At 69.7% G+C, this 14,320-nt stretch carries 10 protein-coding genes and 2 pseudogenes; 5 read left to right on the plus strand and 7 right to left on the minus strand.

Annotated elements, in window-relative coordinates:
• Positions 1-263, minus strand: a pseudogene (locus ON38_RS24430) (polysaccharide biosynthesis protein); the annotation flags it as partial.
• Positions 264-400: 137 nt separating this feature from the next.
• Between ON38_RS24430 and ON38_RS24435 the strand changes: the two are divergent.
• The gene (locus ON38_RS24435; protein WP_039827312.1) at positions 401-2,191 is read left to right on the plus strand and encodes an MmpA family trehalose lipid delivery protein; all 1,791 of its coding nucleotides are present in this window, start codon (positions 401-403) and stop codon (positions 2,189-2,191) included.
• A gap of 33 nt (positions 2,192-2,224) precedes the next feature.
• Here the strand turns inward: ON38_RS24435 and ON38_RS24440 are convergent, their stop codons facing one another.
• Positions 2,225-3,433, minus strand: coding sequence for a glycosyltransferase family 4 protein (locus tag ON38_RS24440; protein ID WP_051165128.1), 1,209 nt, complete (start codon positions 3,431-3,433; stop codon positions 2,225-2,227).
• Between the two features lie 340 nt (positions 3,434-3,773).
• Between ON38_RS24440 and ON38_RS24445 the strand changes: the two genes are divergently transcribed.
• On the plus strand, positions 3,774-4,490 hold the full coding sequence (locus tag ON38_RS24445; RefSeq protein ID WP_245564179.1) for a class I SAM-dependent methyltransferase: 717 nt from the start codon (positions 3,774-3,776) through the stop codon (positions 4,488-4,490).
• Here the strand turns inward: ON38_RS24445 and ON38_RS24450 are convergent.
• From ON38_RS24450 to ON38_RS24470, 5 genes are all read right to left on the minus strand, one after another.
• Complete coding sequence (locus ON38_RS24450; protein ID WP_039827313.1) at positions 4,485-4,799, minus strand: hypothetical protein; 315 nt, start codon at positions 4,797-4,799, stop codon at positions 4,485-4,487. The two genes, ON38_RS24445 and ON38_RS24450, sit on opposite strands and share 6 nt — an antisense overlap.
• 334 nt (positions 4,800-5,133) lie before the next feature.
• Complete coding sequence (locus tag ON38_RS24455; RefSeq protein WP_039827314.1) at positions 5,134-5,316, minus strand: hypothetical protein; 183 nt, start codon at positions 5,314-5,316, stop codon at positions 5,134-5,136.
• A 276-nt stretch (positions 5,317-5,592) separates the two neighbouring features.
• Positions 5,593-7,425, minus strand: coding sequence for a phosphoenolpyruvate carboxykinase (GTP) (locus ON38_RS24460; RefSeq protein ID WP_039827315.1), 1,833 nt, complete (start codon positions 7,423-7,425; stop codon positions 5,593-5,595).
• Between the two features lie 241 nt (positions 7,426-7,666).
• A complete protein-coding gene (locus tag ON38_RS24465) occupies positions 7,667-9,211 on the minus strand; it encodes a GTPase Era family protein (RefSeq protein ID WP_083873056.1) in 1,545 nt (514 codons plus the stop codon).
• Positions 9,198-10,316 carry a GTPase domain-containing protein gene (locus tag ON38_RS24470; RefSeq protein ID WP_245564178.1) on the minus strand — a complete coding sequence of 373 codons (1,119 nt, stop codon included), beginning with the start codon at positions 10,314-10,316 and terminating at the stop codon, positions 9,198-9,200. The genes ON38_RS24465 and ON38_RS24470 overlap by 14 nt, the downstream gene beginning before the upstream one ends.
• Positions 10,317-10,442: 126 nt before the next feature.
• Between ON38_RS24470 and trmB the strand changes: the two are divergent.
• The 3 genes and pseudogenes from trmB to ON38_RS24485 all read left to right on the plus strand — a co-directional run.
• Positions 10,443-11,262 (plus strand): annotated as a pseudogene (gene trmB / locus ON38_RS24475) (tRNA (guanosine(46)-N7)-methyltransferase TrmB).
• The gene (locus ON38_RS24480; RefSeq protein ID WP_039827316.1) at positions 11,262-11,990 is read left to right on the plus strand and encodes an NYN domain-containing protein; all 729 of its coding nucleotides are present in this window, start codon (positions 11,262-11,264) and stop codon (positions 11,988-11,990) included. Before trmB ends, ON38_RS24480 begins: the two are co-directional and overlap by 1 nt.
• Positions 11,991-14,320, plus strand: a 2,330-nt coding sequence (locus tag ON38_RS24485; protein WP_051165129.1) for an MMPL family transporter, incomplete at its 3' end; no start/stop codon positions are given.

Here is a 14,320-nt window from a genome sequence, read left to right on the forward strand (position 1 = left end):
ACCTCGAGCAACGCACTCACCACCGGCACCAGCACCACGACCGCCACGGCCACCAGCAGCGCGCACCGCCGGCGCAGCGCCCGCAGCGCGGCGATATCGGCGCCGTGCACGAGCTCGCGCGCCACCACGTTCTGCAGGGCCAGCGCGGGCACCGCGCACAACAGCTGGACGGCGAGCAGGCTGGCGAATTCGCTGTACCCGGCCACCCCGAGCCAGCGCCCGGCCAGCAGCTGCAGCAGATAGCTCGCGATATTCGCGGTCATCGCCCCCGCGGTCACCAGGGTCATGTCCGCCACGGCGGGGAGACGGCGAACGAACTGCACGTGCGCAAGTGTCCCACCCGGCCCCGGGTCCATACCGGTCCGCCCCGCCGCGGCCGGCGAACGTAGGGTGACTGGCCGTGAGTGCGCAACGAACAGGCCGGTGGACGCGTCTGCTCCCGGCCGGTTACAGCCTGCTGCTCACCCTGCTGATCACCGCGCCCCTGCTGCGGCCCGGATACCTGCTGTTCCGCGACGCCGTGAGCACCCCGCGCTCCTATCCCACCGACGCCGCGCTGGGCCTGGGCGATGCCGCTCCACGGGCCGTACCCCAGGACGCCCTGCTCGCCGCACTGTCTCCTTTGATCGACGGCGGGTTGCTGGTGAAGGTCGTCCTGCTGGCCGCGCTCTGGGCCGCCGGGTACGGCGGCGCGGTCCTCGCCCGGGAACTGCTCGCCGCCCCGCTCGCCGCGCAGCTGGTGGCGACCACCCTCGTCGTCTGGAATCCCTATATCGCCGAGCGGCTCCTCCAGGGGCACTGGAGCCTGCTCACCGGCTACGCCGCGCTGCCCTGGACGGCCCTGGCGGCCCTGCGGCTGCGTACCGCCGCCGGCCCGGCCCGGTTCGATCGCCTCCGGAACTGGTCGGTCCTGGCCGGCTGCCTCGCGGCCGCGGGCCTGACCCCCACCGGCGCACTGCTCGCCGCCGTTGTCGCCGTGACCGTGGCCGGCCGGCGACGCGCACCCGGCGTGATCGCGCTCGCACTCCTGGCCTGCGCCCCGTGGCTGGTGGCCACCGCCGTCTCCGGCGTCGCGGCCGAACCCTCCGACCCGGCGGGCGTCACCGCCTTCGCCGCCCGCGCCGAACCCTGGCTCGCCACGGTGGGCAGCCTCGCGGGATTGGGCGGTATCTGGAACGCCGAGGCGGTACCGGTATCGCGTACCACCGCGCTGGCCGCCGTCGCGACGATCCTGCTGCTCGCGGTGGTACTGCTCGGGTTCCGGCGGGTGGCGGCGGCCGACGCGGACCCCGACCACACTCGCACCCGCCGGATCCTGCTGGCCCTGGCCGGCGCGGCCGTCCTGGTCCCGGCGCTCGCGGCCACCCCGGCGGGGCTCACCGTGATGGAATGGCTGGTCGTCGAAATCCCCGGCGCGGGACTGCTGCGCGACACCCAGAAATACGTGGCGCTGGCCGCTCCCGGCTATGCGCTCTGCGCGGCCGCCGCATGTCTCGGATCCACCCGCCGCACCGGCACCGCGGACACCCGCGACGCCGAGCGCCCGGAGCCCGCCGATCACCACGATGACCCGGCCCGCTGGTCACCGGCGCTCGCCGCACTGTTCATCGGCGTGCTGACCCTGCCGCTGCTCGACCTCGGCTGGGGTGTCGGCGGGCAGTTACGGGCGATCGATTACCCGGACTCCTGGCACGAGATCGCCGAGCGGGTCGACGGCCCCGGCGATATCGCCGTACTGCCGGGCGGAATGTTCCGTCGCTTCCCCTACACCGGGTCGGCCCCGGTCCTGGACCCGGCGCCGCGCCTGCTGCCCCGCGACGTGCTGCAGACCGGGGCACTGCCCGTCCACGGCGCGACGGTGACCGGCGAGGGCGCCCGGGCCCAGACCGTGGAGAACCTGCTGCTCGACGGCGGGCCGGCGGACGAACTGGCACAGCTCGGTGTCGGCTGGGTGCTGGTCGAACGGGACACTCCCGGCCCGCTCGGGGATTCCGCGGCGACGCTGGCGCAGTTGACACCGGTCCACAACACCGGCGACCTGGCCCTGTACCGGGTGCCAGACGTCCGGCCGCGGCCCGTGCCCGGACACCGCTCACTGGTGGTGGCCGCGCATATTCTGTGGGCGCTGTTGCTGGTGGCGCCGCTCGCCGTCCGGTCCGCCGGGTTCGTGATACGCAGAATCGGGCGCTGAGCTCCGGTCCGTGGCGCCGCGAGCGGCGTATCCTCAGGCGCCGGCCGGGACTTCGGCGCGCGCCTCGGCGGCCACGTCCTCGCCCGGTGAGATCAGGCCGCTGACCCGCTGACCCGCCGCGGCGGCTGCCAGAACCCTGTGCACCCCCGAGGCGGTGTGCTCCCAGGAGAACTCGCGCGCCCGGGCCCGGGCCTTCTCCCCCATGATCGTGCGCGCGGCCGCGTCATCCAGTAGTTCACCGACCGTGACCGCCAGCTGATCGACATCATCGGCCAGCACTCCGGTCACACCGTCGACGATGGAATCGGTGAGACCACGCGAGGAGCGGTAGCCGACGGTCGGCACACCGTGCTGGGCGGCCTCGATGACCGCCAGGCCCCAGCCCTCTTTCCGCGAGGGCAGGACGTGCACCCACGCGCGGGACAGCAGCTCGTGCTTACGGTCCTCTGCGACGTGACCGTGGAAGGTCACCGCGTCGGCGATACCGAGGGCCGCGGCCTGATCCCGCAGTCTGTCCGCCCACCAGCCGCCGCCGATCACATCCAACCGCACCTCGGGAATCCGCGACCGCAACCGGGCGACAGCGGTGAGCGCGTCCTCGATCTGCTTGTGCGGAACGAGCCGCGACAGCACCACCACCCGGGGTTCGGGGGAGCGCACCGCCGCCGTCCCGGTGGGCACATGCGCGGGCACCGCTTCCGCCCCGTTGCGGACCACCGCGATCCGGGACCGGTCGACCCCGAGCGTCGCCAGCTCCTCGGCGGAGGGCAACGAGACGGTGAGGTACTGGTCGGCGCGGTGCACCCGGGGTGAGAGGACCGATTCGATCCACCACCCGATCCGGCCGACCAACCGGCCGGCCACCGGCCACTGCTCCCGGTGCCCGTGATGGACCAGCACCACCGAGGGCACCCCCGATACGAGGCGGGCGAAGAAGGGTATGCCGTTCTGGGTGTCGATCACGGCCTCGGGACGCGTATCGCGCAGCGGCCCGATCCCCAGTCGGCCCAGAGCTATCGCGGCCAGCGCGCGCGGATACACCGAGAACCGGCCGCCGCCCCGGCTGATCTCGATACCGTCGATCCGCTCCCGCTTGGGCGCACCCCGATAGCGGGCGGTACGCAGCGTCACCTTCACCCCGCGGGCGGCGAGTTGCGCGCCGACCTGTTCCAGGTACCGCTCGCTACCGCCGCCCTGTGGATGACCGGTATCACGCCAGCAGAGCAGAAGTACTTCGCGCACGTGGGGGTTCTCCGGTGGGCTCGGGTCCCGGGCACGGGACATGGGCATCGCGGTACACCTTAACGCTCGAGCGTGTCCGGCAAGTCGCCCACCTGCGTGTCCATTCGGTATCGAAGACCCCGCGGCGGCGTTTCCCGCCTGCGAAATCTGTCATATTTCCCAATGTGCGAGACTCGGCATCGTGCTCGACGCCGAGGAATCAGCTGTGGACCGGATATCCCCCGAAACGGGCAACGACACCGAGACCGCGCTCCGGTCCGCTTCCGGCCGTTCCCCGGCCCGGTCGGCACCGAAACGCTTCCGCTTCGCGCGCCGGGCCTCGGTACGCCGGTCGCTTCGCCTGCTGAACAGTTTCCGCTTCGAGCAGACCGACCCCGCGCGTTTCTACGGCGGTATAGCCACCGACAGCGTCCAGCTGCTCGCCGATTTCTATGCCGACCTCACCGGCCGCGAGCTCGCCGGCGCCACCGTTCTCGACGTCGGTGGCGGTCCCGGCTACTTCGCCGACGAATTCGCCCGCGCCGATGCCCGCTATATCCCGGTGGAACCCGACCCCTCGGAGATGCACGCCGCCGGTATCGCGGTCCCGGCGGCGGTCCGCGGCTCCGGAATGGCGCTCCCGTTCCGGGACGACGCGGTGGACATCTGCTTTTCGTCCAATGTCGCCGAGCACGTACCGGATCCGTGGCGGATGGCCGACGAGATGGTGCGGGTCACCCGGCCCGGCGGCATGATCGTGCTGTCCTACACGGTGTGGCTCGGGCCCTTCGGCGGCCACGAGACCGGCCCCTGGCATTATCTCGGCGGTGAGTACGCCGCCCGCCGGTACCGGCGCCGGCACGGCAAGGAGCCGAAGAACCGTTTCGGTACCTCGCTGTTCGCGGTCCGGGCGGCAGACGGGGTGCGCTGGTCGCGGCGCACCTCTGCGCACGTCTTCGCGTTGTTCCCCCGTTACCACCCGCGCTGGGCCTGGTGGCTGGTGCGCGTGCCCGGCGTTCGGGAGCTACTGGTCAGCAATCTCGTGGTGGTGGCGAGCAAACCCGGCCGAGGGTTATAGCGCCACCTGCGCCCGGCTCCGGCCGATCCGGCCGCGCCAGCCGCTGCGTACCACCGGTTCGGCTCTGGTCCACGGTGATTCCTGAATGGCCAGACCGACGGTTTCGAGGGTGGTGAGCCCCACGAGATCGGCCAGCCCACCGACCACGGCCACGGCCTCGGCGGCCTGCATGGCCGCCATCGCCTGCTCCGTGGTCAAGGTCCGTCCCGGTAGGAAGGAGACGACCCAGCCGCCGCTGCCAACGCTTTTCGCTTGATGGTCGGTCTGGTCGCTGGTCATCAACGCCCGGCCGATCACTTGCACCGCCATGAACGCCTCTCCCAATCGCGGGTATTCGGTTCGATGAATGGAGCGAGCTGATATCTGGCTAACAGCATGCGCCTTCCAGCAACAAAACGCAATAGTGCGTTCGATGAAATACGAACCGGGAGGTCGGGTTTCGGTGCTTCGGCTACCTGCGAATACCTCTCACAGGCGGCCCGGCCCCGAGGCGTAATCCACGAGTTCTCCTCGCGCACAGCGCAACACCCGTAGGACCCGAAAGTTTGCCACAGCGCTCGCTTTCCGCCTCGTAGAAACGCCGGACAGGTGAAAGAAGACCTACGGCAGCCGGTCTCGGCCGCGCGAAAATTCGTACAGCAAACTAATCGGTGGCCGGCAACGCCCGGAGAACAGGCGCCCCGCCGTGGGCCGGATCTCCGTTCACGACCACGTCGACCCGCCAGCCGGCCGGAAGAACCGCACGCAACCGTGCCACCACCCGGCGCAGCGGCGTACTGACCGGCACACCGTCGGAAACGGCGGGGGTCGGGAAATCGTCGGCCATATTCCAACCACCTCTCAGGGGTGATCGGCTCGGCCACGGATAACGACGGCGGGAGCCGATCGGGCGATATCGGGACGTCCAATCGGGGAATGCGTGGTCTGAGATCCAGGACACTTTCAGAGTAAGGCACACCCGGGCGTCCCGGGCCCGCCGCCGCCCGGCGTACTCCGGGTACCGTCCGCGATACGACGCGACCCGCGACGAACAAGTGTTCGCCGCGGGTCGCCGAGAGGAATCGGTACGGTCACCCGGGCCGGACCCGGACGACCGCCGTACTCACTGCACGCGCTGTTTGAGCGCCTCGAACTCGTCACGCACGCCGGAGGGCAGCTTGTCGCCGACGAACTCGAACCACTCCTCGATGAGCGGGATCTCCGCCCGCCATTCGTCCACGTTCACCGCGAGCGCCGCGTCGACGTCGGCGGGTTCCACATCCAGGCCGTCCAGGTCCATCTGCGCGGCGGTCGGCACCTGACCGATCGCGGTGCTCTCGGCCTCGGCGGAACCCTCGATACGGCCGACGATCCACTCCAGCACCCGGGAGTTCTCACCGAAGCCCGGCCACAGGAAACGGCCGTCGTCACCGCGCCGGAACCAGTTCACGTAGAAGATCTTGGGCAGTTTGGCCGCGTCGGCGTTCTTGCCGAGGTTGATCCAGTGCCCCAGGTAGTCGCCCACGTGGTAACCGAGGAACGGCAGCATGGCCATGGGATCGCGGCGTACGGTACCGACCTTGCCCTCGGCGGCCGCGGTCTGCTCCGACGACAGCGTGGCGCCCATGAACACGCCGTGCTGCCAGTCGAAGGATTCGGTCACCAGCGGGACCGTGGTCTTGCGGCGACCGCCGAACAGGATCGCCGAGATCGGCACACCCTGCGGGTCGTCCCATTCGGGCGCCAGCGTCGGGCACTGCGACATGGGGGTGCAGTACCGGGAGTTGGGGTGCGCGGCGAGCGTCTCGGTCTCCCGCAGGTACCAGTCGTTGCCCTTCCAGTCGATCAGGTGATCGGGCTCGCCCTCCAGACCTTCCCACCACACGTCGTTGTCGTCGGTGCGGGCGACATTGGTGTAGACGGTATTGCCCGCCTCCAGCGTCTCCATGGCGTTGGGGTTGGAGGAGCGGTTGGTGCCGGGCGCGACACCGAAGAAACCGAACTCCGGGTTCACCGCGTAGAGGCGGCCGTCCTTGCCGAAGCGCATCCAGGCGATATCGTCGCCGAGGGTTTCCGCGCGCCAGCCCGGCACGGTCGGCTGGATCATGGCGAGGTTGGTCTTACCGCAGGCGCTGGGGAAGGCGGCCGCGATGTAGTAGGCCTTGTTCTCCGGGGAGATCAGCTTGAGGATCAGCATGTGCTCGGCCAGCCAGCCCTCGTCGTGGGCCATGGCCGAGGCGATCCGCAGCGAGTAGCACTTCTTGCCGAGCAGCGCGTTCCCGCCGTAGCCGGAACCGTAGCTCCAGATCTCGCGATCCTCGGGGAAGTGGGTGATGTACTTGGTGTCGTTGCACGGCCACGGGACATCGGCCTGCCCCTCGGCCAGCGGTGCGCCGACCGAGTGCAACGCCTTCACGAAGGGCCGATCCGTGCCCAGCAGGTCCAGCGCGGCCCGGCCCATCCGGGTCATCACCCGCATGGACACCACGACATATTCCGAGTCGGTGATCTCCACACCCAGCTTGGGGTCCTCGGCGCCCAGCGGACCCATGCAGAACGGCACCACGTACATGGTGCGGCCCTTCATCGAGCCCCGGTAGAGCTCGGTCATGGTGGCCCGCATCTCCGCGGGATCGACCCAGTTGTTGGTGGGGCCGGCGTCGTCGGCCGACTTCGAACAGATGAAGGTGCGCGATTCGACCCGGGCCACGTCGGAAGGATCGGATAAGGCCAGGAACGAGTTCGGCTTCTTCTTCTCGTCGAGCTTGCGGAAGGTGCCCGCCTCGACCAGCTGAGTGGTGAGCCGGTCCCATTCGGCGTCGGAACCGTCCGCCCAGACGACTCGCTCCGGCTGAGTCAGCTCGGCGACCTCTTGAACCCAGGCGAGCAGTTCGCTGTGTTCGGTCGGCGCGGTGCCGTCGGATCCACGAAGACCGGGAATGGTCGCTGAGGTCATGAAAACTCTCCTGAAATGGGCGACGCCGATGCCTCCGCCCTGGCCCTTGGGCCCGTGACCAGCGCGAAAACACCTAGCGCCACCATTGGCGGGTGAGGCTTCCGCAACGGTCCACCCTGTGCACCGCCGGATCGAGGCAGTGTACTGAGGCGCGAAGCGGACGCCCAGGTTCCTGTCTAGAGGTTAACGCGGTATTGCGCCCCCTATGGAAGCGGGTTGCCGATCAATAGGGGTGGACAAACTATTTTCCGGCAATCGGGGTCCACTGGTCCAGTATCTGCCGGTCGCGGGCGCACGCGGCGAGTCGGCCGGGCTGTCCGGTGGTGGCGCGGCGCAGAGCCGCCTCCAGTTCGGCGACCCGCCGGTCCACCTCCACCATGCCGGCCGCCGCGGCCCGCACCATTTCGTCGGAGAGGTCGGATTCGGTCTCCACCAGCGCGGTCACCGCTCGCTGCTCGAGCTGGGCTTTCACATTCGCCACCGCGTCGGCCACCCAGTGCCGCAGATGATCGCGGTCGGCGAGCTGGCGACGCGCCCGCACCACCCAGGCGGCCGCGCCCGCACCGAGCAGCAGGGTCACCGGCACGCTCGCCGCGTCCCATGCCGGCACCAACGCGAGCGGCGACACCATCAGCCGCCCCAGACCGACCCCGGCCGAGGCGCCCAGGACGATCATCAGGTGATCTTCGACACCCCCGCGCCGGACTTGCGGATCCGGGCCGAGCGTGGGCGCGGGCTCGTACCGCGGTGTGGGCGCCCCGGCCGCGGGCGGGAGGGTCGCCGGATGCGCGGCCGCCGCCCGCGCCCGCAGTTCGGTCAGCCGGGCGGCGATATCCAGATCGACCGTCCCGGTCAGCTGGGCGACCGCCTGCCGCAGGCGCTCCGGGAAGTCGCGCCGGCCCGCCCGATCCATGTTGTCCAATTCGGCCCGTGCCTCGGCGTGCAGGGCTCGCACGCGGGAGCCGACCTGGGTGAGCAGATCGACCCGGGCCAGATTGATCTGGGCGCGCAAGGTGGATACCGCCACCGCGCGCCCGCCGTCCCGATCGGCGAGCAGGCGGGCCCGCTCCCCCCGTAGCAGCTCGACCTCGGTACCCGACCGCAGCTGCGCCTCCTCCTGCACGATGCGTTCCCGGGTGCCGGCGACGACCTGGGCGAGGGCCGCCGCGCGGCGGGCGGCCGCGGTCGCGGTATCGGCGGTGAGCGCGACCAGCCGGGTGTGCAGCGCGGCCAGCCCGGAACGGTCGAGCAGTGTCGAATCGCCCGCGGTCCGGGCGGCCATGGCCAGCCGGGCCGAGACCGGGACGATCTCGCAGTCCAGCTCCGCGGCGGCCAGCAGTTCGGCGCTGCGGTCGCGGACCAGCTGCCAGTCCTTGTGCGCATGGGTGCCGTTCAGGACCAGTAGCACCCGGGCCCCCTCCGCGCACAGCCGGCGCGCGGTGTCCAGTTCCGCCGCGCCGATCACCACGCCGGCGTCCAGGATCAGCAGCACCACGCTGCCCGGTGTGACGCTCACCCGCGGATCGGACGTGGGCGCGCTGAGCTCTATCCGGGGTTCGATGCGGGTCAGTTCGGTGCGCAGCAGGGCGGTGTTCGCGTCGTCGGCGCCGATGAGCCGGACCTCGGCCGCGCCACCGGAGCCCGGCATCGCGCGCAACAACGCCATACCCTGCGGATTCCAGCGCGCCACCACCTCGGCCACGGCGTCGGGCAGGTTAGGCGCCGCCGCGGTGTCCGCGTGACCGGAGACGTCCGGCGGTCGCGGCTCCGGGTCAGAGTCCGACACTGCTCATCCGCTCCCACATCCGGACGTATCCGTTGTGGACCCGGATGGCCGCGCGACGCGCACCCGGTGCCATATCTCCGGCCACCACCGCCCGCCACCGGATGGCGCGGGCCAGCGCGTCATCGGCGTCCTCGGGCTCGGGCCGGGGGTAGCCCGCGGCGAGATGGGCGACCTCCGGGTCGACCAGACCGCCGCACAGCGCCAGCCATCGGGCCTCGTCGGTGTCCAGGTATTCGGTGATGAGGGCCCGCGCCCGGCTACGCCCGTGCGGTACGGCACGCGCCGCCAGCCGGGTCAGTTCGTCGATCAGGATTCCCGCCCGCCGGGATATCGCCTGCTGGTAGCGCTGGCCGAGCAGCCGCGCGACCGGGTCCACCCCGCTGACGGTATGCAGGATCTGCAGAACGGTCTGCGGGGTGAGATCCGGTTCGCGTTCCAGGGCGGCCAGCACACAGGCCAGCCCGTACAGATCCCAGCGTTCGAGCAGTTCCGCGCGTGCGGCGGTATCGGGGCCCACGGCCGGAGAGACGAAGGCCTCGGCGGAAACCGCCGCTGTACCGGACTGTGCCAGTCGGCGCAGCAGCGCCAGATCTGTTTCCCGGAAAGCGCCGGAAACGGTCCGCGCGGCCAGGGAGCCGACCATCGGGAACGCCGGCAGCCGGAATTCCCGGCCGAACTGCCGGGCCGCGCCCACCGCGTCCGCCCAGCCGGTGCCGATCGCGTCGGCCTTGTTCAGTACCAGGATCGTGCGTTCCGGACGCAGCGAACCGAGCAGCCGCCGGTCGCCCGGGGAGGGAGTACTGGCCAGGACGTATATGACGATATCGGCGTCGAGCACCGGATCGGGGAAGCCCGGTTCGTCGACGGGCGCGGTCTCCACGGCCTGCTGCAGTCCGAGCGCGCGGGCCACGGTGGTACGTCCGGCCCCGGTGCGCCCGGCGACCTGCGCGCGCGGCAGCGTCCGCCAGCGCTGCACCGCCGCCTCGATACCGTTCGCGATTCCCGCGTCGGCACCGTCGCCCATCCGGAGTGTGGAGATCAGCCGGTCCAGTGGATCCCCGGCCCCGACCTCCCGCATGTACCCGTTCGACTCGGCTGCCGACACGCGCCACACCCCCTTCTTTCCGGTGCGCATTCTGTCAGAACCGGGGCCGCCACGCGCCGGGTGCGGACCGAGTCCGCGCTACCAACGGGTAGCCCCCTACCGGTCCGTTGCGGCCCGGAACCGGCCATGCTGGACAATAGGGCTGTGAACGACGCCGTGCACCCCAGCTCCGAGTCCGTTCCGGTCGCCCTCTCGGAAACCTCCGGCGATACGGGCGGCCGGCGGCGCCGGCATGCCGGTTCCCGGCTCTACCCCCGGGTCACCAGCTTCCGGTCCCGGCGCGGCGCCCTCACCCCCAACCACGCAGAAATCATGGGATCGCAGCTGGCCGGTCCTCGGCCGCGAAGTCGCCGACGAACCGCTCGACGCCGAGGCGTGGTTCGGCCGCCCGGCCCCCCTGGTCATCGAGATCGGGTGCGGTACCGGGACGGCGACCGCCGCCATGGCGCTGGCCGAGCCACATCTGAACCTCATCGGTATCGAGGTCTATCAGCCCGGGCTGGCCCAGCTCGTCCAGCGGATCGAACGCGAGGAGATCGGCAATATCCGGCTGCTGCGCGGCGATGCCGTGGACGTGCTGGAGAACATGATTGCTCCCGGGTCGCTGACCGGCGTGCGGGTGTTCTTCCCGGACCCATGGCCCAAGGCGCGTCACCACAAGCGCCGGCTGCTGCAACCGGCCACCTTCGCGCTCATCGCCGACCGGCTGCGGCCCGGCGGAATCCTGCACGTGGCGACCGACCACGCCGGGTACGCCGAGCACATCGCCGAGGTCGGCGCGGCCGAATCCCAGCTCATCGGGTTGAACGGGACCGTCGGGGGAGCCGGGACCACACAACGCGAATCCGCACCGATCGGTTTCGAGCGGCCGGTCACCAAATTCGAGAGCAAGGCACACACCGCCGGTAGTGCGATCAACGAGTTCATATGGGGCAAGATCGAATGATGAGCGTCAGTGAGATGGCCCCGACCGGCGACGAGGTTGCCGGGAGTCTGCACGAATCCGGCGACGAGGCGGTGGAGCCGGATACGGACGGTCTGCGGCGGGTCCTGCTGGTCTGGGACGCCCCGAATCTGGACATGGGGCTGGGCGCCATTCTGGGCGGGCGGCCCACCGCCGCCTATCGGCCTCGTTTCGATGCGCTCGGCCGGTGGCTGCTGGCCCGTACCGCCGAACTCTCCGTCGGCGAGAAGAACCGGCTCGAGCCCGAGGCGACCGTTTTCACCAATATCGCCCCCGGTACCGCGGATGTGGTCCGGCCGTGGGTCGAGGCGCTACGTAATGTCGGTTACGCCGTTTTCGCCAAACCGAAGATCGATGAGGACTCCGACGTCGATTCGGACATGCTGAGCCATATCGCCCAGCGCACCCGGGGCGCGGGCCTGGCCGGGATCATCGTGGCCTCGGCCGATGGTCAGGCCTTCCGGGAGCCGCTGGAGCAGCTCGCCTCCGACGGCATCCCGGTTCAGGTGCTCGGCTTCCGCGAGCACGCGAGTTGGGCAGTAACATCCGATACTCTCGAATTCGTCGACCTCGAGGACATCCCGGGAGTTTTCCGTGAACCGCTGCCGCGGGTGAGCCTCGACTCGCTGCCCGACGAGGGTGCCTGGCTGCAGCCGTTCCGGCCGCTGTCGGCGCTGCTCACCTCTCGCCCCGCACAAGGAGTCGCTTAAGTGTTCACCCGCTGGGGCGATCTGGTCTATCGGTTGCGATTCGCCGTCATCGGAGTTGTCGTCGCCGGGATGCTGGGCCTGGGGGCCTACGGTCTCGGCCTGGCCGACCATCTGAGCTCCAGCGGTCTGTTCGATCCGAACTCCGAATCGGTGAAGGCCGCCGAACTGTCCGACGAGGCGTTCGGCCGCGACCACAACGCCGATGTGCTGGTGCTCTACACCGCACCCGAGGGCCAGACCGTCGACAGCGATCCGGCCTTTCGCGACAAGATCGTCGACAGCCTGAACCGGCTACCCCGGGAACATCCCGACCAGATCGCCAAGGTGAACGGCGCCTACTGGAAGACCGAGACCGGCGAGGCCCAGCCCGCGGTGTTCGGCTCCCAGGACAAGACCAAGACCTTCGCCTCCATCGCGATCGTCGGCGACAACGACACCGATATGGTGCGCAACTACCGCGCGGTCAAGGACGTCTTCGATATCGAAGGCGTCGATGTGCAGGTCGCGGGTCTGCAACCGGTGGCGGGCACCCTGAACGACACCATGGCCCACGATCAGCACCGGATGGAGATCCTGGCCATTCCCGCCGTGGGCGTGCTGCTGTTCTTCATCTTCGGCGGTGTGGTCGCGGCGGCGCTGCCGCTGATCATCGGTGGCCTCACCATCATCAGCGCCAACGGCATCATCATGATGCTGACGAAGTTCACCGAGGTGAACTCGTTCGTCGGCGCGGTCGTCTCCATGATCGGCCTGGGTCTGGCCATCGATTACGGCCTGTTCATCGTGAGCCGCTTCCGCGAAGAACTGGCGGAGGGTTACGACACCGCGGCCGCGGTACGCCGCTCGGTGACCACGGCCGGACGTACGGTCGTCTTCTCCGCGACCATGATCATCGCAAGCCTCGGCGGTCTGCTGCTGTTCCCGCAGGGCTTCCTGAAATCCATGGCCTACGGCACCATCGCGACCGTCGCGCTGGCCGCCCTGGCTTCGATCACCCTGTTGCCCGCCATGCTGAGTGTGCTGGGCAAACGGGTGGACATGCTCAGCTTCAAGCAGATCCGCAAGACCAAATCCGCCGAGGAGGTCGAGGCGAGTTTCTGGGGCCGGGCCACCACCTGGGTCATGCAGCATCCGCTCAAGATCGCCATCCCGATCTGCGTACTGCTCCTGCTGCTGATCATCCCGGTGAAGAACCTGGCCTTCGGCGGGATGAGCGAACGCTACCTGCCGCCGGACAACGACACCCGCGTCGCGCAGGAGGACTTCGACAAGACCTTCCCGCTGCGCCAATCCGACCCGATCCAGCTGGTGTTCGTCGGCGAGGACACCCGGGCCATCGCGAAGGTGGTGCGTGAGGCCGACAAGGCGCCGGGCCTGGCCGACGCGTCCGGGTTCTCGGTGCCGTCGGAGTCCTCGACCCATTCCGGGGTCTTCCGCAGCAGCGCGACACTGATCGATTCCGAGGACTACCGGCCGACCGTCGAGTATCTGCGGGCGATCGACGTACCCGACGGCGTGACCATGTACGTCGGTGGCCAGCCGACCCTGCAGGGCGACAGTATCGACGCGCTGCTGGACCGGATGCCGCTGATGATCGCCCTGGTGCTGCTGGTCACCACGGTGCTGATGTTCCTCACGTTCGGCTCCCTGGTGCTGCCCATCAAGGCGGCGCTGATGAGCGCGCTGGGCCTCGGATCCACCCTCGGCATCCTGACCTGGATCTTCGTCGACGGTCACGGTGCCGGGTTGCTGAACTTCACGCCGCAGCCGATCATGTCGCCGGTTCTGGTGCTGATCATCGCGATCATCTACGGCCTGTCCACCGACTACGAGGTGTTCCTGCTCTCGCGCATGGTCGAGGCCCGCGCGATGGGCGCCTCGACCACCGAGGCGGTGCGGATCGGTACCGCGCACACCGGGCGCATCATCACCGCCGCGGCGCTGATCCTGCTGGTGGTGACGGGCGCGTTCGCGTTCTCCGATCTGGTGATGATGCAGTACATCGCCTACGGCATGATCGCGGCGCTCATCATCGACGCCACCATCCTGCGCATGCTGCTGGTGCCGGCGACCATGAAGCTGCTCGGCGACGACTGCTGGTGGGCCCCGGCCTGGATGAAGCGGATCCAGCAGAAGATCGGCCTGGGCGAACCGATCCTGGCCGATGAGCGTCCCGGCGGCGGCGATGTGGTCGACCTGGTCAAGACCACTCCGGTCACCGACCCGGTGACCATGCAGATGCCGGCGGTCGACGCCGAGAAGCAGCGCAAGACGCCGGTGCTCAAACGCACCCGCGAGGAGATCGAGGCCGCCGCACCCACCGCGCATAT

The organism is Nocardia testacea NBRC 100365 (genome assembly GCF_000308775.1).
GTDB lineage: Bacteria > Actinomycetota > Actinomycetes > Mycobacteriales > Mycobacteriaceae > Nocardia > Nocardia testacea.

Excerpts from the sequence above, each read along its gene's own strand:
- ON38_RS24455 (WP_039827314.1), bottom strand. The coding sequence starts at position 5,316 with ATGGCCGACGATTTCCCGACCCCCGCCGTTTCCGACGGTGTGCCGGTC.
- ON38_RS24460 (WP_039827315.1), bottom strand. The coding sequence starts at position 7,425 with ATGACCTCAGCGACCATTCCCGGTCTTCGTGGATCCGACGGCACCGCG.
- ON38_RS24480 (WP_039827316.1), top strand. The coding sequence starts at position 11,262 with ATGAGCGTCAGTGAGATGGCCCCGACCGGCGACGAGGTTGCCGGGAGT.
- ON38_RS24450 (WP_039827313.1), bottom strand. The coding sequence starts at position 4,799 with ATGGCGGTGCAAGTGATCGGCCGGGCGTTGATGACCAGCGACCAGACC.